The organism is Streptomyces sp. RKAG293, assembly GCF_023701745.1.
Taxonomy (GTDB): domain Bacteria; phylum Actinomycetota; class Actinomycetes; order Streptomycetales; family Streptomycetaceae; genus Actinacidiphila.
Window position 1 is genome coordinate 22214 of sequence record NZ_JAJOZB010000001.1, and the last position, 22014, is coordinate 44227.

Genomic DNA, 22014 nt, shown 5'->3' on the forward strand with positions numbered 1-22014 from the left:
CAAGGATCTGGACACGAGTCTGCGCATTCTCACTGATTTCACCGGTCGGCAGGAGGGATGATTCCGTTCCTACACTGCTCTGACCATCAGGAATCTGACAGAGCATCTGTTACTCATGTCCATCTCAGACAAACAGCGCGGCGAGGCGGTGGCGCATCACGTTCCGTGTGCGCAGGCCGATCAGGTCAAAGTCCGCGCCCGCGTCGAGCACGCCTTCGTCCGCATGACTAGCCGCCGCATGCATGCGGACCACCGGCACGGCAGCGGGCCCCGGCGTTCCTGGCCGCGTGTCGCGGACTACAGCTTGGCGATCGACGCGAGGTCGAGGCTCCCGAGGAACGCCTCGATGTCGGAACCGTTGATCGAGGTGCCGTCGACGGCGCCGGGCCTGACCTCGACGGTGAGGTGCCCCACGGGGAGCGCGCGGAACGGATTCTGCGGATCAGTGGGCTTGAGGAGTGGGTAGCCCTTCAGCATGCCGGTCGGCTTGTCGAAGCAGGACTCGAAAATGCCCTGCTGAGCAGTCGGCTTGTCCGCATACGACTTGACATCCGGCCTGCGGCAGTCGATGAACTCGACCGACACGTACTGATGCTCGCCGAGGACGTAGTTGGCGAGGCGGTCACCGTTCCCGTCACCACCCGTGTCCGTATCCGACCACATGCCGTTCTTCGGCGGCTTCGGGGCCTTCGGCAGCATGATGGTCGACAGCGCATTCGCGGACACGATGCCGCCGCTGTCCGCGGTAGCGGTCGGCGCTGGCGAGGAACTGCTCGCCACCAGATGGCTGGCCTTGGATTCCGGCTCGGCTGGGGACTTCGAGCACCCGGTCGTCGTAGCGAGGTGACCGCGGCGACCGCGGCGAGGATGACGCCCGCCCGGCCGCGTGCGAACCCGAAGCGTTCACCACACCGCCGGTGGCGCTGGCTGCGATGTGTCCGCCGCCGGTGGGGCCGCCTTCCCAGATGACGTTGCCCGGACCGACGAACGCGACTTCGTAGGTCTGGTTGGCGGTGGGGGCGATGGAAGGACTGATGCCCGATGCGATGAACGAGCCGGTGTCGGAGCCGCTGTGGGCGTCACCCTGGAAGAGGTGGTTGCTGGGGCCGTTGAAGGCGACCTGGACGTTGCCCCTGGTGAGTGTGGCGATGGCTAGGCTGGCGTTCGGCTGGATGAAGGAGCCGGTGTCGCGGGGGTTCAGTTCCTGGCCCATCAGCCACAGGTGTTGCGAGTTGGCCTCGCGGAAGGCGACCTCCCGGCGCCCGGCCGCCAGCAGGCCGGTGATGCTCGGGCTGGTGCCGGGCGACACCTGCCGGTGGGAGTCGGCGATGGTTCCGTTGGACAGACAGATCATCAGATTGCCGGTCTGCCCGTCCGTATAGGCGAAGGTCGGGGTGGTCTACGGCATGGGATCGAACGCGAAGGCGGCCTGCGGAGAGACAACCCGCCGACGGCCGCCGCCGAGCCGAGGGCTGCGACCAGGGGTGCCCGGAACCGGGATCGACAGGCCTTGGAGTCCTGAGCGGACGGCTTACCGGAACGGGATGTGAGTTTCATCGGCCGAAAAGTACTTGTCTTGTGGATAGGCACCTTGAGCTGCTGAGGGAGCTTCAGGTCGGCACAGGCGTGTGGGGTCGACGCGGATGTGCCGAAGGCGGTCTCCGGCGCTGAATGCGCTTGGAACGGTTTCGGGGAAGAGTACGGGCAAGTTTGAGGAAAAATACACTGGTTCAGTGGTGGATTTCTAGGCATCCGAAGGGGAAGCGTTCGCGGCGTTGCGAATGAATGAGTATGGAATGCTCAGGAGAAATATTGGCCGAGCTGGCATCGCGTTCCCGGCAGGCGCTTGAGGGCCCGTTAGTCACTGCTGCCGGTCTGTGAGTTGTGAAGTATGGTGAGCCGCATCCTTGGCGGCTCTGATCCGCCTGGGAAGTAGATGATGGCTGAGATGAGTGGAATGCGATTCTCCTGCGTATCTCGACTTGGACAAGCAAGGAATTTGACCGGGGGCGTATCCGGGGAGACCCCGGTCCGGGCTTGCAGGACGTCCGTTTCTTCTCTTGATGTGAGGGATGTGCTTTGAAGTCCTTTCAGTCTGCCGGACAGGTCCCGTCGGCTGTGGTACCACCGGGATTGCCGGTGGCGGGCAGGTGGTTCGCTGTCGCAGTCCTGGCGGTCGGGGCGTTTGCCTCGTCCGTCATACCGGCCACACATGCGGCAGCTTCCGTTCTTCCAGCGCCAGAGATGATCTCGCTTGTGGCGAGCACTCAGTTCTCGTCGAAGGTTTTGGTGACCGACACCTTGACTCTTCAAGCTGGCGAGTCACGTCGGTTGTTCGGTCAGGTCAATGCGGTCAGCAGTCAGCCGGCAGGGGTGGCGTTCGACGCCGGCATCGTCTGTGTCGACGCGAGTGGCAGACAGGTGGGTCCCTCGGCGTTCGCGGCCAAGAACCATACCGACACGGGCGCTCTGGCGCTCAACCCCTCCCTGCTGTTCACGCCACCGGTTGCCGGTACGTACAGGTGCAACCTGGTGGCGGACGGCGAAGGGAGCCAGTTGACCGCGTTGGCGGGCTCAACCTGGTTGAAGGCGGACTCTGCCAATGACGCGGGTGCCCAGTGGGTGCAGAATCCGTCTTGCGATTCTCCCGGGAAGGATCCGAACTGCACCTACATTGGTGGCCCGTCGCCGAAGGAGTCGCTGCTTCTCGGCAATGACGGTACCCCACCGCAGTCGTGGTCGGCGGCGACTTACGCCACCTCGATCGATGTGGCCGGGAACGCCGCACTGACCACGTGCTTCCAAGGCACACTGTCCTGTCTTTCCAGGGACTACGGCAACTCTGACAGCTCGACAGTCGTCACACATCTCGAAGCCGTCCAACTGAACGCGGCGGGAGGGACGTGCCGGGTGACGCAGACCAGGGATCTGACAACCGTGATTCCCAAGGCCGTCCATCACTTCAACATCCCGTACTCGCTGCCGAACGTGCCGGTCGTATCCACGTGCGGGTCGCGGCACTTCTTGCTGCACATCGATGTGAAACTGACCGGCGGCAACCCGGTCAAGGTCGACGGGACGCGGCCGGACCCGGAAGCCGAAACCTACGCCTTCGCCGTCAACTCGGGCACAGCGCTCGAAACAGCCACCCCCATCACCTTCGAGGCGGCGGACAACCACCTTTCGACCCTGTCGGTCGACGGCTTCCCCTTCGAGACGCTCTCAACGATGCTGTCCGGGACGCGGCCGTCGATCGCGAGGTTGTCGACCGGTGGCTTCAAGATCGCGTTTGTGGACACCAGTGGTCAGTTGTGGGTGCAGGACGCCGGTATCCCCGGTGGTACGGGTACACCCACTGGGCACAAGTTGTGGCCTGGTACCAGTCCGTCGATCGCGGCGGACAGTGCTGGCGGGTGGATGGTCACCTTCCAGGACGACACCAGCCGGCTGTGGACGCTTGACTCGGCGGGCCACGCCATTAAGACCAACTCCGCGATGAACACCGGCACCGACCCGTCCATCGCGCACCTGTCGACGGGCGGCTACGAGATCGCGTTCGTCGGCTCGGACGGCAAGCTGTACTCGCAGGACGCCGGGATCCCCGGTGGTACCTCGCACCCCATCGGCCACATCCCCGCCTCCAGCCCGGCCATCGCCGCCGACGCCAACGGCGGTTGGAAGATCGCCTTCGAGGGCAACACCACCAACCACCTCATCACCTACGACTCCCACGGCGTCACCAACGACACCACCGCCATCATGTGGCCGTCCACCAGCCCAGCCATCACCGCACTGCCCACCGGCGGCTACGAAACCGCCATCAACGCCTGGGACGGCAACCTCGCCGAGGTCGGCGACGGCGGCAACCGCAACGCCGCCGGCGGCGTCCAGGTCGCCCACGGCACCAGCCCCGCCATCACGTCCCTGACCAACAACGGCTTCGAGTTCGCCTTCCACGGCACCAACAACCACCTGTGGACCGTCGACCCCAGCAACGTCCCGCACGACAGCGGGACCGGCATGAATGCAGGAGCCAGCCCGTCCGGCACCTTGTGACCGTGCGCTCCCGTCGCCGGCACGTCCGGCGACGGGAGCCACCGGGTCACTTCCCCGTCCTGTGACGGATGCCGTTCAGTCCGCACCTCGGTCCCAGCACGGGCGTAACACCGGGCATGCCCGGTCGTTGAACGGTCCGTCAGCGAAGTGCACAGCGGGACCCCGGGAGCGTCATGGCCCCCGGGGTCCCGTGCGGGTCCACCCTTCGTTGACCTTGGGGTATGGCTCTGGCCGGTTCCGTCCTTCACAGTTGAGGGGTAACGGCAAGCCCCCCGGGAGATCCCCGACGAGATGCATCGGGCCATGGAAACCACCCAACGGCAAGGACTGCAGAGCGACCTTCGCACCCTTGCCGCCCGCGTCCTGGCCGACGCCGAAGGCCGCTATGCCAGCGCAGAACACGGGTGGCAGGCGGGAGTCGAATGGGTCCTGCTCTACCTGGAGAACACCGCAAGCGGCCTGACCGAAGAACGGTCGTAGCAAACGGCATCACGCGCGCGTCCCACACGAACGCCTGGCCTGAGCTTGTTCTTTATCCACCAAGATCTTCCGGGCTTGCCGATGGCCTTGAGGGTCTCGGGGCGGTTGACGGTCTTGCCGACGTCGTAGCGGGGTGCCCGGTGCTTGTTCTTGGCGCCGGGAGGCCGTCCAGGGCCAGCTCCTCGGGGTTTGGGAACACGGGCCGGGCAGGCGAGGTGAGCGCGGATGTTCCTGAACCCCCGGCGGACCCGTGCCGGAGTGAGCCGGTCGAGGGTGGTGGGCTTCTCCCAGGGCCTGCGAAGGTCCACGGCAAGTGGCCGGGCCAGTCGAAGCTGTGTGTGGGCGACGATCAGGATCCAGGTCCAGCGGTCCGCTCGTTTACGAGCCCTTCAGTAAACACGGCGACTGCTTCGGCGCCGGGGCATCAAGGGAAATTGGAGTAGGGGTTACTCTCGGAGCGATCGCCGACGGTAGGCGAATATGGATACTGACGCGGCAACGGAGGGCATGAGGCCACTCGTTCCCGTGTACGCAGTGAGGCTGGAAAACGCCCTCCCCTGGCCGAGCTGCCGGCCCGCCTGCTGACGGAGCCCCCCGAAGTCTGCAGGCGGGCCACACAACGACTGCTCCTGATGAATTCCCGCGTCGTGGCCGACGCCCAGTTCACCACGCAGGTACCCGGTACGCATGTCACGGGTCTGTCCAGTCCTCGGCTCTGCTCTGTCGTCAGTGGTGACGACATGTGACGGGTCTCGTCGAAGCAAATGCACGACGTCAACTCTCCTGTGGCAACGGCGTTGTCAGGGCTCTCGGCGCTGGTCATGGATGATGTGGTGGACGACGGCGAGGTGACCCGGGTCCCGACCCGGACCCCGGACGTTCCCTTTCCCTGCCCGATATGCGGGGCCCACAGGCACAGTGCACGGGTACCACGGCCGGACAGTTGCGGATGTGCCAGTCGACAGCCGCCCGGTCGTGGTCAACGTTCAGGTGCGACGTCTGGTCTGCCCAGTCCTGGGGTGTCGTCGGCAGACCTTCCTCGAGCAAGTACCGGGGTTATTGGAACGCCTTCAGCGCCGCACCACGCGTCTGACCAGCCAGGTCTCGGGGGCGGCCAAGGAGCAGTGAGTGCGCCGGTAACGGTCAGGGCGGCGGAGCCGCAAACGGCTGCGATGCACCGCAGGGTTGTCATCAGCTTCGCTGCCGCCACCACCCGCAACGCAGCCCGGCAGACCCGCGCCCGTGGCCATCCCTCCTGGAGCGCCGGCCTGCACGGCTGACCGGTTCGTCCGTTCTCCGCCGGTCAGGCCACTGCATAACGTCGGCCGGTGCGACCGTCAGTCCACAATGAAGAGACGGACGCCCTCACGAGTACTGGAGCGGTGGGCCTCCACGTCGTTTCCCACCTGATAACTGCTCCCGGCCTCGACCGTGACGACCTCACCGTTGGCCAGCTCCGTGGTAAGGGCCCCCTCCAGCACCAGGAGGATGTGACCCCGGTTGCACCAGTGGTCGGCCAGGTATCCGGGGCTGTACTCGACCATGCGGACCCTTGTGGAGCCGAACTCACAGGTCTTCCAGGTCGCACTCCCGGTCTCGCCAGGGTGTTCGGATACGGGAACCTGCGACCAGTCGGTGATTCCGAAGGGTATATCGTTCATTTTCATCCTCGAATTGTATATGAGGTTCCGGCAGACCGAGATGACTTCCGGGAAGTCCCGCGACGGAGTCGAAAGGGTTTTCCCCCGGTTCGTGGGAATGAGTGGATGGCGCTCCGACCCCTGCCGGAGCGCCATCCACTCATTCCCACGAACCGGGGGCGCACGGGTTCGGCCCTCCTGGATCAGGAGGGCGGCGCGAAGAACTCGAGCGCGATGTTGTCAGGATCACGAAATGAGAGCCCGGAGCCGTAGTGTGCGTCGACGATCCCGCCGTGTGCGACTCCGAGACCGTCGAGATGCCGTTCCCATCCCTCCAGTTCGGCACGGTCTGCACAGGCGAAGGCTACGTGGTCTAGACCCTGGCGGCGCTCGTCGAACCCCCCTCTCCCTTCAGCGGAGGGGGTCTCCCCCGAGGGGAACTGGTGGAGTCCAAGCAGTGCCCCGCCGTTGAGAGCGAACACCACATGACGGAAGGGCCCTGTGTCCTCGTCGAGGACCGGATCGGAATCGGTTACCCGCCTGTACCATTCCACACTTGTTTCCAGATCGAAAACGGTGAGAGCCACGTGTGAAAGCCCGGGAAACTCAGTCATAAATTACCTCGCCTCTCGCTCGTTAAGGAAACACTAGAACCTTGCCAGCGAGAAGAGTGAGTAACCATTGCTCATCTGTCGATGACGCGTTCGAATCTGTGGCGTCATGCCAACGCCTTGTGATGCTTCGCCGGGCACCATGTAAGGATCAGCTCGTAGGACAAGGGCTTGTGCCGGGCATCCCTGGCAAGGCGAACCGAGAGGTCGGCGGCCGACAGGGCAGGCCCGGCGTGACGAGACATCCGGCGATGCCGTCGCCGGCAGAACACTGGTCCGCCAGAGTGGAGCGTTCCTTCTGGAAAAAATCACCGAGGGGCCGACCAACGAGGATGTGGCGATCGCCTGCGGCGATATCAAGCGCCGTGGGAAATCGGTGGTGCCGGAAACATGGCGAGATGCCCTCAATCCCCGACGCCGGGCTGGCAGCCTCGCGAGGCCACCGTGCGGCGCGTGCTCCAAAGAGTTGATGCTGACGCGCTGGGTGCGGCGATCCGCGCCTGGCCGAGCCGGTCCCGTGGCCGGGCCGCCGCGCAGACCAGCCCGCCCGCACCCATTCTCGCGGTGGACCGCAAGACCGTGTGCGCGGCGCCCGCCCCGCCGCCCAGCCACGAGAACGACGCAGCCCTGATGCGAAGTGCGTACCACGTCGAGCCGCCCACCGCTCCACCCCACCAACCACCGCATCGCCGCCTTCTGCGTGCGCCGTCGCGTCGAGTGTCCATTCGTCCTGCCCCACCACGGTTCCAACAGGATCCGCGCGTCAGCGCTCTCGCTGTTGCGGCATAGGGCGTGGCTGCCGTCGGGGTCGGTGTATTCCAGAGCAAGGGTGCGCGAAACCGGTTGGGTGACTTCGACGTGGATGCGCCGCAGGCCTGCGCGCCCGCTGACCGTCCAGGTGGGCAAGCGATCCGGGCGGTGAAACGGCTGATCCCGGCCCAGCCGATCGCGGTGCGCAGCCCGCCGCGTGGCCAGGTACGGCCGCCAGTGCGCCACCGCAGGAAGACCAGCGGTGGCAGCCGGTCGAGGCCGGGACGCATGGAGATGGCGGCGATGATCTCCAGGACGTCCCCACCGCCGAGGTCCGCGTGAAGCCAGGCCCAGCGGCGGGCGTTGTCGTGTCCGTAGATCCTGGCCGTCGCACCGGACGCGTCGCGCAGTGTCAGTTCGATGTCGCCGTGCCGGACGGTTCCCGTGTATCGGGCCGTGGCGGCCGGGACCATCTGTGCGGCAGGTAGCAGGGGGTGGCGCCATGACCAGCGCGGGAAGGTGTATAGCGGCGCTCGCTCGGGCGTCTCCACCAGATCCCAGTGCAGGGATCCGGCTCTGCCGCGCAACCGCCCGGGCAGCGCTTCGACACCCGCGGCGGCGAAACCCGCGGCGGGCGTGTGCCAGGGTGCGGGGCCGAACCGCGCGTGCTGCACCTGCCTGTCCGGGGGGAAGAGCGCGGCCCAGCCGTGGGCGACTGGCTGCGATCCGTCGGTGGGGGCGGTGAGTTCATGGTGAAGCCACAGCCCGGTGCCGGTCGCCTGGTCGGTCGCGGTGGTGTACCAGACTTCAGTGCGTCCAGGCTGTCCCTTCCAACGAGGCGCCCACTGCTGATGCCGCTCCCGACGAGGGAAGCGGAAACTCACGAGGAACGGTACGAGCGCGGTGGCCAGACTGAATCGAACCGTGCCGTGGCCGATCCGTTCGCCCTCGTTGGTCAAGACGAACGGCAGCACCGTCATGGACGCCAGCGGCCGCAGGGGCGTCACGGACTTCCACCCCTCCAACGTGCAGCGCTCCGCGCCGAAGTAGAACTCCAGCCGATAGTGCATCCGGCGCCGAGCCACGGGAGAGATTTCCAACGTCCCCGTGATCGCGAGGCCGTGAGCGTGACCGGCCATCAATGGCCCCCCATGCCGTCGAGCATGAGCTGTTCGGTTGCGGTCAGAGACGCCTGTGCCGCCTCGTGCGCGGCGGTACAGTCACCGTTCTCCACGGCGGCGACCACCGGTTCCAGGCGCGTGCAGGCCTGCCGTGCGTCCTGGAAGGGGTGTGCCAGATGCGACCGCATCGGCAGATAGGCGTTGAACAATGTGTTGGTCAGCAGTACATAGACACGGTTGCCCGTCGCGCGCGCCAGCGCCCGGTGCACCTCGACGTCCGCGAGCTGCACCGCGTCCGGGTCCGCACCGGCGCCGACCGCTTCCAGCAGCAAGCGCAATTCGGCGCATTGGGCCCGGGTGGCCCGCTCGGCTGCGCGTTCCGCGATCAGTGACCCGGACGCGGCGCCGCACTTCGAAGATCTCCTCGAGCCATCCCGCGTCGTGCCGGACCAGCATCGGGAGCAGGTCCGCGCCTCCGAGCCGGAGGAAGTCGCGCACGCGCGTCCCCACGCCGCGGCGGGTCTCCAGGAGACCCGCCTGCACCAGACGGCCGAAGGCATGCTTGAGCGTCGTCCGGGTCACCCCGTAGCCGTCGGCGAGCTCCCGCTCGGGCGGCAGATAACTCCCTGCGGGATGCCGTCCGGACAGGACGTCCCTCTGCAGCCGGCCCTCCAGGACATCGACGATCGTCTCGCGCGGCAGCGTCTCCATCGGATAACCCATCAGATTCCGACCAGTGGTTCAAAGGTCTTTGAGCAGTGACCACTCAGGCATCCCGATCGGTGGTCTCGTTAAATTGGGGGCGGTAGTGACAGCTTGGGTGGGCGCTGCAGACTTCGCTTCATGCCTGACTCATCACGTTGTCCCTATTTGTCCCAGTATCGATACTGCTTGTGAATGGGAGTCCAAGGAATGAGTTTGTTCAAAACAGGGGGCCTGAAGGCCGGGACTTCTCCCGGCGCAACCCCGTCGGCCAGGCGCACGACTTCGTTGGTGATGGCTGCGACTGCTGCACTGTCGGTGATCGCGGGCGGTGCCCTTGCCGTGGCGTCTCCGCTGGCGTCGAGCGCGCAGGCTGCTTCGGCTGCGGCGGCCACGCCGTCGGGCTATGAGCTGACCATGAAGGACAGCGACAGTCGGCAGTGGATGATTGCCCCAGACGGCACGCAAACCAAGACGAACTCCGCTTTGGCTGCAGGTACGAATCCCTCCGTGGCCAACATAGCTAATGGTGGTTTTGTCACAGCATTCGCGGATTCGAATCGCGGTCTGTGGCAGGGTGATCCTTTCTCGGCGGCGCCGGTGACGACGGCAATTGGGGGTTTCTCGCTGCCTGCGAATTCCAGCCCTGCAGTCGATGGCGACAATAACAACGGCGCATTCAAGATGGTATTCGCAGCAAACGGCAAGATGAATCTTGTCGTGGGGAGTGGTCCGAACAGCGTGCCCGACGTCATTGATGACCCAGCAGCGCCCAATACCAGTCCCGATATCACGCGGGTGGGTGCATTTGGGTTCTGGGAGGCGGCGTGGGTCGACGCCAATCGGAACGTGGTGTACATAGGCCCCGACCGCATAGTCCACACGGTGACGGACTTCAAGGTGCAGCCCGGTACCAACGCCAGCATCGCCTCATCAGGTGACGGTTTCATGATTGCGGCACAAGCCGATGACAGTCGGCTGTGGCTCATGGCTGGCAGCGGCCTTGGCAACGTTGTGGCGACCAAGACCGGGTCCGCCATGAACACCGGAACCAGCCCCTCCATTGCGAACTCGCAGACTGGTGGTTACCAGGTTGCGTTCGTCGCGTCCGACGGCACCTTGTGGGTGACGGGCACTCAGGGCGGAGTCGTGAAGAGCGGTCATATTCCGGACGGAAGTCCGGAGATCGCCAGCAGTCCCGTTGACCACAGCTGGAAGGTGGCGTTCATCGGTGCCGGATCCAACCACCTGGTGACCTTCGACTCCGCCAGCCGAACGGTCGACACCGGCTTGACCATGGCCCCGCACTCGACTCCCGGTATCGCCTTTGTGACGCCTGTTGTCCCGCCGCCGCCGCCGACCACGCCGCCGACCACCCCGCCGGCCACGCAGCAGCACAGCTCGTACACCATCGAGAACTGCAACCACGTCGCGCACAGTGCCACTGGTAACCAGGGCCTGAACATCTTTGTCTGGGTCAAGGACCTTGCGGGAGGCACCTTCAACAAGGTCTCGACCTTGTCGGGAGTCCCGACAGACCACCCGTGCGGCTTCGGGTCCACACCTGCGCGTTTCACGTTCAATCCCATTCAGGGCCACAGCTACGTGATCCAGGTAACTCTCGACAATGCTCTGGGCCAGACCGCATGCAACACGAACTCGCCCACCAGTTGCCTCCAGTTCGTGGACTCGTTTGTCGGCAATGCGGGCAGTGCGCCCCGCACTCAGAGGATCGACGTCTGACGCTAGGACCTGTCCGGTCGATCTTTGAGGCGATGGCGTCTGACACCCGTGTATCTCGTTGTCGAAGGTCTCGTCGAGTGAGGTAGAAGGACGGCATGGATACCGCCGTACTTGCGCAGATGCTGGACGAGACCTTCGATCATGCTGTCGTGCACCACGGATACACCGACTACATGCGCGACTACGAGGTCATCGTCTACGCGACGCGTGATCCCCGTACGGGCATCACGCCGTCCCACCTGCGGTATCTCTTCCGGTACTGCGTCGAGGCCCGATGCGAGACGTCAGTGCCGGCGGAGACCTGGCGTATCTCTTTGGACGACCGGCTCATCGACCACGGAACCGGTATCGACCTCGACGGATACGTCTGGGGCGTGAAGTGGCATGGTCTGTACCCGGGAGCCAAGCTTCGCCCTGAGTCGGAGGAGACCCGCCGCTGGTCGAAGGCCCTCGGGATCGACTTCCATGAGGTACGCATTGAGACCAGCGCACACAACCTGACCTTGCTCTTCTCGGACCTTCAGGTGAGCGAGGTCTCGGTCGGATACACGCCCTTCGTCACGGAGTAGGGAGCAGGATTCGTGTGATCTTGTAAATGGCGCGTGGTCTGGTCGTTCTTCCTGTCATGGGGCGGGGTGATCTGAGTGATGCCGAGTGGGAACGGCTGCGGCCGTTCCTGCCAGTCAGCAACAGGCGTTGTGGCCGGTGGCGGGATCACCGGCAGGTGATCGACGGGATTCTGCACCGGGTACGGACCGGCGTGCAGTGGCGTGACCTGCCCGAACGATTCGGGCCATGGACGACCGTCTAGGAACGGCACCGGCTGTGGTCAGCCGACGGGACGTGGGAGCGTCTGCTCCAGCAGGCTCAGGCCCAGGCCGACGCGGCCGGGGAGATCGACTGGGACGTCTCGGTCGACTCCACCATCGTGTGGGCGCCCGCACCGACCCGCCGCCGGCCCCCGCGTCAAAGGGGGCCGAAGGGCCAGAACATCAGGACGAAACGCCGTGGCAGAGCCTGCACGCCTGTCTGGTGGAGGTGGTGCGGGAGGTGAGGGTCTGGGCCGCTCGCGCGGGGGGTTCACCACCAAGCTCCACCTGAGTGGGGACGGCCGCTGCCGCCCGCTGGCCCTGGTCGTCAGACCAGGTCATCGGACGGATTGCACGCAGTTCAAGCCGGTTCTGGAGAAGATCCGCGTCCCGAAGCTCGGGCCGGGCAGGCCGCGCAAGAAGCCGGACAGCGTCGCGGCCGGCAAGGCCTATAGCAACGGGCTCTGCCGGGACTATCTGCGGCAACGGGGCATCCGGCACACGATTCCCGAGAAGGCCGGCAGCCGGTCGGGCCCGGAGCGAGGCTCAGCAGCTCTGCGGAGACGCTGCTCGGTCGGAGCTTCGATGAGTAAGCCGGTACCTCTGCACGGAGGTACCGGCTTCTGGTCTGTCGGGACCAATAGGTATGAGTACTCAGTTTCAGGCCGCTGGTTCACTGATAGCATGTGCAGCCGGCCGACGGTCCCCACAGTTGGGCGGCGGTGAGGTTATCCGCGTATGTCTCCAGGGGCGTGCCGTTGGCGGAATGCGATCCGGTCACGTCCAGGACGCCGTCGGTGAGCAGGGTGAACGACTCGATCAGGCCGCCGCCGAACGACCTCCCGCTGTGGGTCCAGTTGGGGAGGTGCCACCACTGCTTCTCGTCGTTCGCGTTGCAGGTTTGCTGGACGACCGCGACGCTGCCGTCGGACCGGACGGCGGTGTTGCTCTCCACGGCTAACGAGCTCGTGCATGGTTGGCGCTGGTGCGTTGGGGTCTTGGTCGTTGATCATGGTCAGTGTGGTGGGGAACCGGGCTCGTGCAGCGATCATCCAAAGCCAGCGGATCACTGGGCTGACACGCGATGTGATCGCTGAACTCATCGCCGAGATCGGCCCGTTGTGGCAGGAGCGGCACCATTCGGCCCTCACCTCGCGTCCCCGTCGCAGAGCAGTGGGAGCCGGAGCGAGGTACAAACTCGTCTTTGTCGACCGGCTGCTGGCCACGCCCGTTCATCTCCGCCATGGCGCCACCCATGACGTACTGGCCTGCTGGTTCGGGGTGGATCGCTCCACCATCACGCGCGCCATCGGTGAGGTGCGGCCGCTGCTGGCAGGGCGCGGCTGCACCGTGGCGCCCGATGTCCGACTGCACACACTCGCCGAGGTCATCGACCATCTCGGTGCGAGCGGGCAGAGCGGGATCATCGACGGAACCGAGATCCGGGTCCGCAGACCAGCCGCGGGACGCAAAGACCGGGAGAAGTTCATCTCCGGCAAGAACAAGCAGAACGCCGTCAAGTCCATGGTCCTCACCGACGCCGACGGCAGACTTCTGTTCTGCAGTCCAGCCCAGCCTGGAAGCTGTGCCGACATCACGCATGCCCGGCAGTTAGGACTGGTCAAGCACCTTGTCGACGGGCCTACCGTAGAGATCCTTGCTGACGCCGGCTACCAGGGACTGGGTGCGCAGACAGGCGGACGTGTCGTGACACCGCCACACCGCAAGTTCAAGAAGAACGCACCGGACTGGTACGAAGAGATCCACGAACGCCAGCGCAAGACCCACTCCTCACGTCGCATCCGCGTCGAGCACGGCATCGCGCACCTCAAGAACTGGCGAGCCCTCGCCCGCCACCACGGCCGACGCGAGCACATGAGTGACACCATCCAGGCCATCGCCGGGCTCCTGTCACACCAGCAGACTGCCACCCGCGGGCCCGGTCAGCCAAGGTGAACACCAAGCCGAGCCGCACCTCTCGACGCGCCAGCGCCAACCATGCACGAGCTCGTAAGGCACAGGTTCATGGCTTCGTTGACGAACATGGTGGGTGTCGTGCAGCCGCAGTGCCCGAAGCGGTTGCCAGGAATGGGCTCTGGATCTACGCCCGTTCCTCGTAGTCCGTGTTCAGGCAGCTCCACATGACGAGCTGTGTCCCCGGCGGGGAATCCTGCGCGTCGACGCAGGTGCTGATGGGGGTGGAGACCTTCAGGTGGTAGTAGCCGACCGGGTCGGAAATGTCGGCATGTGCCGACCTGGACAACCCGGTGATGGCTGCGACGGCCATCATGAGGGACAGCATTGCTCTGAGTATCTTCTGTCGAACTCTCATGCAAATCTCCCGACTCCGAGAGTTCTTATGCCGGTGCACGCCGAATGATCTGCCCTTTTCAGGCATATACCTGGAGCGATCACTGGGATCGACAAGGAGTAGTAGATATAGCGTGACTCCACGGTCTATCAAGACGGAAACGATAAATGCATCTCGCTGGTTCGCGCGTGCGCTCGATAACACGATCTACCGGGAGAAGGTGGGGGCAAATTGCGTGGAACTCTGGTCGGATAATGCGGACTTGCGAAGATGCGTCTCTGTTCCATAACGTGGTGACTCATTCGTCGGAGGCTGTGGCGAACATCATCCGTGAATGATATTTTCCGGATGCTTCATCGACCTCAGGAGGCCAGAATGGGATTCCGGCGCAAAATGGTTGGCATGGTGCTGCCACTTGCGATGGCGACGGCGATCAGTGTGGGAATGTCGGGAACGGCCCACGGGTCGATAAATAATTCGGAGGGGTACACGCACCTCCAGGTGGGCGGCTCCGGGCAGTGCCTCATGGACAATCCGGATACCGGGGCCGCCCAGCAGTGGAAGTGCCTGAACGCTCCCAGCGCCGGGGTGGAGCGAGTTCCCTGTTTCGGTCGCCGGGCAGAGCTACTTCATGCTCGCCAACCATTGGACGACTCAGTGCATGGCCGTGGCGAGCTGGCCGGACAACGGCACGCCGGTCGTCATGGCGCCCTGCGATGTCAACGACGTGAGGCAGTACTGGCGCTGGGAGCGGATGGCTGCCTCCGACGATCACATCCGCAGTCTCCAGGGCGCCCTGTGCCTGGACAAGCTCGAGGGCAACAACACCGAGGGCTTGCAGCTGCAAATGTGGTCCTGTGACGAGATCCAGGGCAATGGCAATCCGTTTCAGGACTACCACTACGAGCAGTTGTGGCATGAGCTCTGATCGGCTGGGCGGCTGCCTCGTGACGCACGGACTGACGAGGCCGCACATTGTCGATGTGTGAGACGACGTCGGCCGCCGTGGTGCTCCCCTCGGGCGGAGGAGCACCACGGCGGCCGTGGTGTCTGATATGCGGTGGCCGGTACCTACTCGGGGGAGCAGGTGTTTCGGCAATGGCCTGTGGTTACGAGACGGTGTAGAGCGTGGCAATGCTCGGGTTCGTGTTGGCCGCGACCTTGAGGCCGGTCTCGATCCCCTTCAAGCTGTCGTCGTTCCAGGTCCAGAGGGTACCGGTGTCGGCGTTGACGAAAGCGTCGATCGTGCCGTTGTTGACGGTGGCTGAGGCGGGGCTGGAGCCCGGTCGCATCTTCAGACCGCTGTCGATGGTGCCGCTGCCCGAGTTCGTCTGGATCAGGTGGCCGTCGCCGGCGTGCTGGAACGAGTAGGAGAAGGGAACGCTGGTGTACGGGTTGGCACCGCTGGCCATGTTGGTGCCGGGGGCGACGACGGAGATGCTGGGGATAGCCTTGTCGGTGTTGTCGATCGCGGTGGCGAAGTTGTTGAGGCCGTGGATCGCTATCCCGAAGTTCGGACCCTTGAAGCTTCCCCCCGGGATGCCGGAGATGGAGGGGCTGGAACCGTCCGAGGCCTCCACCACACCGCCGGTGGCGTTGGCCGCGATGTGGCCGCCGCCCGTGGGGCCGCCTTCCCAGACGACGTTGCCCGGCCCCACCCACGTTACTTCGTAGGTCTGGACGGCGGTCGGAGCGATGGAGGGGCTGGTGCCGGGTGCGATGAACGAGCCAGTGTCGCCGCCGCTGTGGGAGTCGCCCTGGAAGAGGTGGTTGCCGGGGCCGTTGAAGGCCACCTCGAAGTTCCCGTTGGTAAGGGTGGTGATGGCGGGGCTGGTGTTCGGCTGGATGAAGGATCCGGTGTCACGGGGCGCCAGGTCCTGGCCCATCAGCCACAGGTGCTGTGAGTTGGCCTCGCGGAACGCGACCTCCCAGTGTCCGGTCACCAGCAGGCCGGTGATGCTCGGACTAGTGCCGGGCGAAACCTGCCGGTGAGTGTCAGTGATCTGGCCGCCAGGCAGACGGATCATCAGATTGCCCGTCTGCCCGTCCGCATAGGCGAGGATCGCGCTCCCCTGCGGGAAGATATTGAACGCGAAGGCGGCCTGCGGCGAGACCAACGCGCTGGTGACTACCGCCGCCGAGCCGAGGGCTGCGACCAAGGGCGCCCGGAGCCGGGGTCGACGGGTCTTGGAAGTCTGAGTGGACCTGGATACGAGTCTCATCTGCCTTTAACTGTCCTCATCTTTGTCGATGTGCACCACGCATCCCGGCCGGGCTGCGCTTGGAACGGTACGGGGAAGAATACGAAGTAGTTCAGTAAAACGCTCACGGGTTTGCTGTGAACATTTTATGAAGACCGGGTGCACGAATTATTCACGGCAACGCGAAGAAATGAGCAGCCATTGCTCAGAGGGAGTGGCGGGCGAGTCGCTATTGTTCTTCCCGACGTTTTAATTGAATACCCGTCAGGTTCTGATCGGCGCGTTCGCGGGGGCCTGCGTGCGCCCGGAGGGGTGCCCCTATGTCTTTCGTCAAGCCTGAGCCGCTGGGTTTGAGGTGATTCTTCGGTGTCGGGTTCACGCGGCCAGCTCGACGGTTTTGGGTGTGCGGGGTTCGTAGAAGGTGCCGTTGCGGAGCATGGCGTGCGCGGCGGCTGCCCGATGGTGGAGCTGATGACTTTGGTGGAGACCGGCACCCGGCCCGGCTCGCCACCACCTTGACGGATGCCCGCCGCTACCCGGCCTCGGCCGTGGTCGCCCTCCACCACCAGCGGTGGGAACACGAGTCCGCATATCCCGAGCTGCGGCACACCCCACTGGCAGGGCCGGGCGACCCCTTCGGCGTCGAGCAGGAGATGTGGGCCATGCCCACCCTTCACCAGGCCCTGCGAATGGTCATGGTGGAGGCTGCCGAGTCCCTGCGGGCACCGATCCAGACCGATGCGGTTTCACTATCGCTCTCCACACCGCCCGGGACCTGGTACTCCAGACCGCAGGCATCACCGGCCGCGGGACGCCCGGCGTTATCGGCCGGCGGATCCTGGCCGCGCTCCTCCCGCCCAGGCGGCCACGCGTCAGCGCCCGCAAGGTCAAGTCGCTGACCTCCCACTACCACGACCGCAAAGACGACGGCCGCCCGGACACCAGCCGCACCGTCACCGGCCTGGCCATCGCCATCCTCGCACCCGAGCCCGACCTGCCCGCCACCTCGAACGGCGACCGCCAGACCCGCCGGACGACCGCCGCCGCCAACACGTCCTGGACAACCTCGAAACAGAACCCGACCGCCACTGGCACCCGCGCGACCTCGGCCGCCACCTCGGCGACGTCACTCTGAGCACCAAGGGCCGACAACGTCACCGGGCCTCAGATGACTGGGTTGAAAGGGCTGGACAAGCCGCGGCGGCAGGACAGGCGTTGGACGACGGCATGGAGCCCGGAGCAGATCTCGCACCGGCTCCCAGTCGACTTCCCCGATGATGAGTCCATGCGCGTCAGCCACGAAGCGGTCTACCAGGCGCTGTTCATCGAAGGCCGTGGCGCGCTCAAGCGGGAACTGGTCATGTGTCTGCGCACCGGCCCGGCGCTACGGGTGCCCCGTGCACGGTCGCAGGACAAGCCGCAGGGCTATGTCACCGCGGACGTCATCCTCAGCGAACGCTCCGCCGAGGCCGGGGATCGCGCGGTCTCTGGACACTGGGAAGGCGATTTGATCATCGGGACGGGTCGCTCCGCAATCGGTACGCTCGTCGAGCGCAGCAGCCGCTCCACGCTCCTGGTGCACCTGCCTCGGCTCGCGGGCTGGGGCGAGAGTCCGCCCGTGCAGAACGTTCCCTCGCTCGATGGCTATGGCGCGATCGCGGTGAACGCGGCGCTCACCACGTCGATGACGCAGCTGCCCGAGCAGCTACGCAAGACCCTCACCTGGGACAGCGGGAAGGTACTCTCCGGTCATGCCCAGTTCGCTCTCGATCCTGGAACGAAGGTGGTCCTCGCCGATCCGCACTCGCCCTGGCGACTGACAAACGAGAACACAAACGGGCTGCCGCGTCAGTACTTCCCGAAGGGCACTGATCTCTCCCGTTTGGTCATCCAGGACCTCGAAGCCGTCGCCGTGGCGATCGACAACCGGCCCCGCAAGGTCCCCAGTTGGCGGACACCGGCCGAGGTCATCGAAGAGCAGCTACGCTCGCTACGACAGCCCGGTGTTGCAAGACTGGTTGCACACGCCGAGTACACCGGCGGCGAGTTCCGTGTCGAGGTAGCCAGGTTGTGAATCCGGCATTCGGTGGGCCGTGTCGGCTCTTGTTACGATAATGCCGCCGCGGAAAGCTGGTTCGCTCTGTTCAAGGCGGAGATTGGAACAACCGAGTGGGAGACCCGCGAGGCCGCCCGCGCCGACGTTTTCCGCTACATCGAGGCCAAGTACAACCGCAGTCGGCTCCGCGGGCATCCCGACGACGGTAACGTCACCCCGACCCGAGTCAGGTTCCTGCTCAAGCAGAACCTCACTCCGGGAGCCTGAACACCCCGGGTCCCGCACTGCGCGGGAACTTCACTTGGACCACGCCGCGCACGCGGAGATCGGAACCCAGCCGCGGTACACGGAACCACTGTGGAATGACTCGTAGGATACCCCAGTTCGCAATGCGGACGAAATATCGCAAAAGGCGGAGAGCACATGACCGGTTTCGACGGACTGGATGAGGCGGCCGCTCGGGCCTTCGCGGCACGGTGGCTGCCTGCCTGGACGGGCAACGATCCCGAACGGCTCGTCGCGTTCTACGCGGATGACGCCGTGTACCGGGATCCGGCCGTTCCACGAGGCGTCCACGGACGGGGTGAGATCCTCGCCTACTTCCGCCGACTGCTCGGACGATATCCGGACTGGGTGTGGACCAATACTGGTGTCCGGCCTCTGGAGGGCGGGTTCCTCAACTACTGGCATGCCGCCATCCCGGCGGGAGACACCGTGGTGGAGTGCGACGGTGTGTGCACGGTCGCACTGCACGGTGGGTTGATCGTCAAGAACGAGGTCTACTTCGACCGGTCAGCGCTGCTCGGAGCCATGCGGCCTTGACCCGGAAGCCCGGCGGGGCTCCGTGCTATCGGATCAAGAGCCCCCGCGAGGATGCGTCGACTTCACCTTTCCCGTAGCGCCCGCCGACAGGTAGCCGCCGCCGTAGGCGTCGGAAAAGTAGATGTTCATGGTTGGGATGCCGTCGAACACGTCGCGGTCGACGGTGATGTAGCGGCTCGTCGGACTAGTGACGCCCAAGGTCTTCGCCGCCGTGTCGAACAGGCGTGGAAGGGCATCCCAGTCGAAGCTGTCCAGGCTCTCCGTCGCGTCGCCGGATTGCATGGCACCGCCCGGGGAATGCGTGACCTTGCCCGCCCGGAACGTGAAGTCGTCGTACAGCTTCGGGTTGGAGGCGAGCGGCGCCTCGGCGGTGGCGTAGTCGGCGTAGACGATGAATTCCCTGACCCTGCCGCCGGCGATGAGGGGGCGTATCGCCGCGATCGCCCGGCGTACGCCTGCCGGGGTGAGCAGGCTGTCCGAAGTTGCGGGGGTCGACAGGACCGGGGTGTCGGTCCCCGGTGTCTGACCGCCGGGGGCGGACGGGATGTCCAGGGCGCTGCTGGTCGCCGGCGTACTGAGCATACGGGACGGCGGGGTGGCGGCCCTGCCCGCGGGGTGGCCGCCACGGGGTATCAGGACCCAGGCAAGCGCGCCGGCCAGCACGACCACGGCCGCGCACGAGGCGGAAACTACGGAACGCCGGCGGCGCGCGCTGGGCGCCCAGGTGCCGGTGGAATGCTTCAGCGGTAGACGGCGGGCGGGCGCGCCGGATCGGGCCGGGGGCGCGGGCGCTGCGGAGGGACCAGGAGCAGCCGAACCGTACGCGCTCGGTGGCCAGGCGCGATGGAACTTCTCTGGCGGAGGCCCGAAAGCGGGGGCCGGGCCGGCCGGCGGGGCGCTCTCGTGGTGCTCGGCAGCAGCGAGCATACGATCGATCTGCTCGGCGTCGGGGCGTCCTATGGGGTCTTTGACAAGGAGCGCGGTCAGCAGCGGAGCAAGCGGTCCGCAGCGCTGCGGGGGTGGCAAGGGCTCATCGAGTACCGCGGCAAGAGTGGCGAAGGTGCTGGCGCGGCGCAGCGGGTGATGCCCTTCGAGAGCGATGTAGAGGGTCATACCCAGGGACCACAGGTCGGAGGCGGGGTTGCCCTCGTGGCCGCGGATGCGTTCGGGGGCCATGAACTCGGGGGAACCGACGAGTGCGCCGGTGGCGGTCAGGGCGGTGGAGCCGTGGAGGACTGCGATGCCGAAATCGGTAACGACGGGAGTGCCGTTGGTGCGCAGCAGGATGTTGCCGGGTTTGATGTCGCGGTGCTGCACTCCGACGTCGTGCGCCGCACGCAGCGCTGCGAGCACCCCGCGGCCGGTCCGGGCTGCCTCGCGCACAGTGAGTGGTCCGCGGGCCAGGCGGTCGGCAAGGCTTCCACCGTGGACGAGCTCCATGACGAGCCAGGGGTAGAGGGACGCCGGGGTGTCGATGATGTGGTGGATGGTCACGACGTTCGGGTGCTGCAGGCGGGCGAGTGCCTGTGCCTCACGCAGCACCCGCTCCCGCATCAACCGCGTCCCGGCTGGGTCGGCTGCCGCCATGGCGGGGTCGGGCGGGCGGACCTCCTTGAGCGCGACCTCGCGGTCCAGCACCAAGTCCCGCGCACGCCACACCAACCCCATCCCTCCACCCCCCAACCGCTCCAGCAACTCGAAGCGGCCGTCAATGGTCCGTGATCCCGCACCCCCATCGTTCATGCTGGCCATCGTAGGAGACCCGCTCGCCAGCCCGGCTGCTGGTTCGGACGGTCCCGATCATGGCTGCGACTGGTCGCTTTCTGTCGTCCCGTCCTGTCGCGAGCCGATCGCAGGCATCGTGAGCTGGTCTGATCCGTCGTGCACAACAGCGGCGCTGCCTGTGCCGGCTGCGGCTGAGCACAGGCAGCCGACGGCGGAGAATTCCTGAGCACAGAAGACACGAGAGAAAATTAAGTAGTAGTACTCACGCGCCGTCAGCCGTTTGTCGCTAATTCTATATTTCGCGATCGACGCTGAGGGTAAATCCTCAACCGCCTTGGCAGCCAGGACTGCCGCATCAGCAATCCTGCGCTTCGCCCTCGGGAGGGGGCCGGCCCGCGCACCGACGATCTTGCCGCGGGCCCGGGGTGCGGGCGGGCGGCCGCCATCGCTCACGCCGGAGCCGACGGCGGACAATGAAGTAGCGATTGCTCATCAAAGACGGGAATCGGAAAAAGATCATCAGGGGAGCTCACCGCCTCGCTTTCCCCTTCTCGCGGTGTGGTCAACACCGGGATCGTCGACCGCACCACGTCGCGGCCACGGACCGGGCCTGCTTTCGCACCAGGGTCGGCGAAGGGAATCGGATGACGCGGTCGGCGTCCGTCAGGGGCAGAGCCATGGTCGACGACCAGGACCACCTCGTCGTGTGTGCAACGAGCGCCGCAGCTCATCCGGAGTGCCGTGTCTGCGGTCGGTACGTCTGCCGAGAGTGCCGTATCAGGCACGCCGTGGTTACTCACTTGTGCGACGGGTGCAACCCGGACGTACACGCGTGCTGCACGTGATGCGCACCGCAATCCTCTCGACGGGAATTGCATAGGGCAGCAGGGAGCCCGGCCTCCCGATGGCAGCTAGCGGCGGCTGGCCGGCCGCAAGCGGTCTTGATGGTCTCGCGATACTCACAGCGGAAATGAGTAGGAAATTACT

The 22014-nt window shown here is 65.6% G+C and carries 19 protein-coding genes and 5 pseudogenes; 12 read left to right on the forward strand and 12 right to left on the reverse strand.

Going from position 1 to position 22014, the window contains the following annotated elements; translation table 11 throughout:
* Positions 1-297: 297 nt before the first annotated feature.
* The gene (locus LNW72_RS00120; RefSeq protein ID WP_250973396.1) at positions 298-663 is read right to left on the reverse strand and encodes a hypothetical protein; all 366 of its coding nucleotides are present in this window, start codon (positions 661-663) and stop codon (positions 298-300) included.
* Positions 635-1354, reverse strand: coding sequence for a hypothetical protein (locus tag LNW72_RS00125; protein ID WP_250973397.1), 720 nt, complete (start codon positions 1352-1354; stop codon positions 635-637). Before LNW72_RS00125 ends, LNW72_RS00120 begins: the two co-directional genes overlap by 29 nt.
* Before the next feature lie 725 nt (positions 1355-2079).
* Here LNW72_RS00125 and LNW72_RS00130 point away from each other — a divergent pair.
* Complete coding sequence (locus LNW72_RS00130; RefSeq protein WP_250973398.1) at positions 2080-4056, forward strand: hypothetical protein; 1977 nt, start codon at positions 2080-2082, stop codon at positions 4054-4056.
* A 303-nt stretch (positions 4057-4359) separates the two neighbouring features.
* Entirely contained in the window at positions 4360-4536 is a 177-nt protein-coding gene (locus LNW72_RS00135) for a hypothetical protein (RefSeq protein ID WP_250973399.1), read from the forward strand.
* Between the two features lie 59 nt (positions 4537-4595).
* Here LNW72_RS00135 and LNW72_RS00140 read toward each other — a convergent pair.
* Positions 4596-4925: pseudogene (locus LNW72_RS00140) on the reverse strand (transposase); the annotation flags it as partial.
* Positions 4926-5300: 375 nt separating this feature from the next.
* Between LNW72_RS00140 and LNW72_RS00145 the strand changes: the two are divergent.
* Positions 5301-5658, forward strand: a pseudogene (locus LNW72_RS00145) (transposase family protein); the annotation flags it as partial.
* Positions 5659-5873: 215 nt separating this feature from the next.
* Here LNW72_RS00145 and LNW72_RS00150 read toward each other — a convergent pair.
* From LNW72_RS00150 to LNW72_RS00170, 5 genes and pseudogenes are all read right to left on the reverse strand, one after another.
* The gene (locus tag LNW72_RS00150) at positions 5874-6332 is read right to left on the reverse strand and encodes a DHCW motif cupin fold protein (protein ID WP_250973400.1); all 459 of its coding nucleotides are present in this window, start codon (positions 6330-6332) and stop codon (positions 5874-5876) included.
* A 47-nt stretch (positions 6333-6379) separates the two neighbouring features.
* Positions 6380-6790 carry a VOC family protein gene (locus tag LNW72_RS00155; protein ID WP_250973401.1) on the reverse strand — a complete coding sequence of 137 codons (411 nt, stop codon included), beginning with the start codon at positions 6788-6790 and terminating at the stop codon, positions 6380-6382.
* Positions 6791-7191: 401 nt separating this feature from the next.
* Entirely contained in the window at positions 7192-8676 is a 1485-nt protein-coding gene (locus LNW72_RS00160) for a hypothetical protein (protein WP_250973402.1), read from the reverse strand.
* Positions 8676-8996 (reverse strand): FCD domain-containing protein, encoded by a 321-nt coding sequence (locus LNW72_RS00165; protein WP_250973403.1) that lies wholly within the window; start codon positions 8994-8996, stop codon positions 8676-8678. Before LNW72_RS00165 ends, LNW72_RS00160 begins: the two co-directional genes overlap by 1 nt.
* 217 nt (positions 8997-9213) lie before the next feature.
* Positions 9214-9381 (reverse strand): annotated as a pseudogene (locus LNW72_RS00170) (GntR family transcriptional regulator); the annotation flags it as partial.
* A 189-nt stretch (positions 9382-9570) separates the two neighbouring features.
* On the opposite strand from LNW72_RS00170, the gene LNW72_RS00175 reads away from it, so the two are divergent.
* The 4 genes from LNW72_RS00175 (at position 9571) to LNW72_RS41935 (ending at position 12638) form a co-directional block, all read left to right on the forward strand.
* The gene (locus LNW72_RS00175; RefSeq protein ID WP_250973404.1) at positions 9571-11103 is read left to right on the forward strand and encodes a hypothetical protein; all 1533 of its coding nucleotides are present in this window, start codon (positions 9571-9573) and stop codon (positions 11101-11103) included.
* A 95-nt stretch (positions 11104-11198) separates the two neighbouring features.
* Positions 11199-11672, forward strand: coding sequence for a hypothetical protein (locus LNW72_RS00180; protein ID WP_250973405.1), 474 nt, complete (start codon positions 11199-11201; stop codon positions 11670-11672).
* A gap of 56 nt (positions 11673-11728) precedes the next feature.
* Positions 11729-11914, forward strand: a complete 186-nt coding sequence (locus LNW72_RS41930; RefSeq protein WP_374117386.1) for a transposase — start codon at positions 11729-11731, stop codon at positions 11912-11914.
* 196 nt (positions 11915-12110) lie between these two features.
* Positions 12111-12638 (forward strand): transposase, encoded by a 528-nt coding sequence (locus LNW72_RS41935; RefSeq protein WP_374117094.1) that lies wholly within the window; start codon positions 12111-12113, stop codon positions 12636-12638.
* Here the strand turns inward: LNW72_RS41935 and LNW72_RS00190 are convergent.
* Positions 12586-12867: a hypothetical protein gene (locus LNW72_RS00190; protein WP_250973406.1), complete on the reverse strand. Its 282-nt coding sequence runs from the start codon at positions 12865-12867 to the stop codon at positions 12586-12588. The two genes, LNW72_RS41935 and LNW72_RS00190, sit on opposite strands and share 53 nt — an antisense overlap.
* Before the next feature lie 131 nt (positions 12868-12998).
* Between LNW72_RS00190 and LNW72_RS00195 the strand changes: the two genes are divergently transcribed.
* Entirely contained in the window at positions 12999-13868 is an 870-nt protein-coding gene (locus tag LNW72_RS00195) for a transposase (RefSeq protein WP_250973407.1), read from the forward strand.
* Positions 13869-14013: 145 nt separating this feature from the next.
* On the opposite strand, the gene LNW72_RS00200 is transcribed toward LNW72_RS00195, so the two are convergent.
* Positions 14014-14214 (reverse strand): hypothetical protein, encoded by a 201-nt coding sequence (locus tag LNW72_RS00200; protein WP_250973408.1) that lies wholly within the window; start codon positions 14212-14214, stop codon positions 14014-14016.
* Between the two features lie 637 nt (positions 14215-14851).
* On the opposite strand from LNW72_RS00200, the pseudogene LNW72_RS00205 reads away from it, so the two are divergent.
* Positions 14852-15151, forward strand: a pseudogene (locus tag LNW72_RS00205) (RICIN domain-containing protein); the annotation flags it as partial.
* Positions 15152-15332: 181 nt separating this feature from the next.
* Here the strand turns inward: LNW72_RS00205 and LNW72_RS00210 are convergent.
* Entirely contained in the window at positions 15333-16382 is a 1050-nt protein-coding gene (locus tag LNW72_RS00210) for a hypothetical protein (RefSeq protein WP_250973410.1), read from the reverse strand.
* A gap of 1219 nt (positions 16383-17601) precedes the next feature.
* Here LNW72_RS00210 and LNW72_RS00215 point away from each other — a divergent pair.
* The 3 genes and pseudogenes from LNW72_RS00215 to LNW72_RS00225 form a co-directional block, all read left to right on the forward strand.
* Positions 17602-18498, forward strand: a pseudogene (locus tag LNW72_RS00215) (IS30 family transposase); the annotation flags it as partial.
* 12 nt (positions 18499-18510) lie between these two features.
* Positions 18511-18747 (forward strand): IS3 family transposase, encoded by a 237-nt coding sequence (locus LNW72_RS00220; protein WP_250973411.1) that lies wholly within the window; start codon positions 18511-18513, stop codon positions 18745-18747.
* Between the two features lie 156 nt (positions 18748-18903).
* Positions 18904-19302, forward strand: coding sequence for a nuclear transport factor 2 family protein (locus tag LNW72_RS00225; protein WP_250973412.1), 399 nt, complete (start codon positions 18904-18906; stop codon positions 19300-19302).
* A gap of 33 nt (positions 19303-19335) precedes the next feature.
* Here the strand turns inward: LNW72_RS00225 and LNW72_RS00230 are convergent, their stop codons facing one another.
* The gene (locus tag LNW72_RS00230) at positions 19336-21045 is read right to left on the reverse strand and encodes a serine/threonine-protein kinase (RefSeq protein ID WP_250973413.1); all 1710 of its coding nucleotides are present in this window, start codon (positions 21043-21045) and stop codon (positions 19336-19338) included.
* Between the last annotated feature and the right edge of the window lie 969 nt (positions 21046-22014).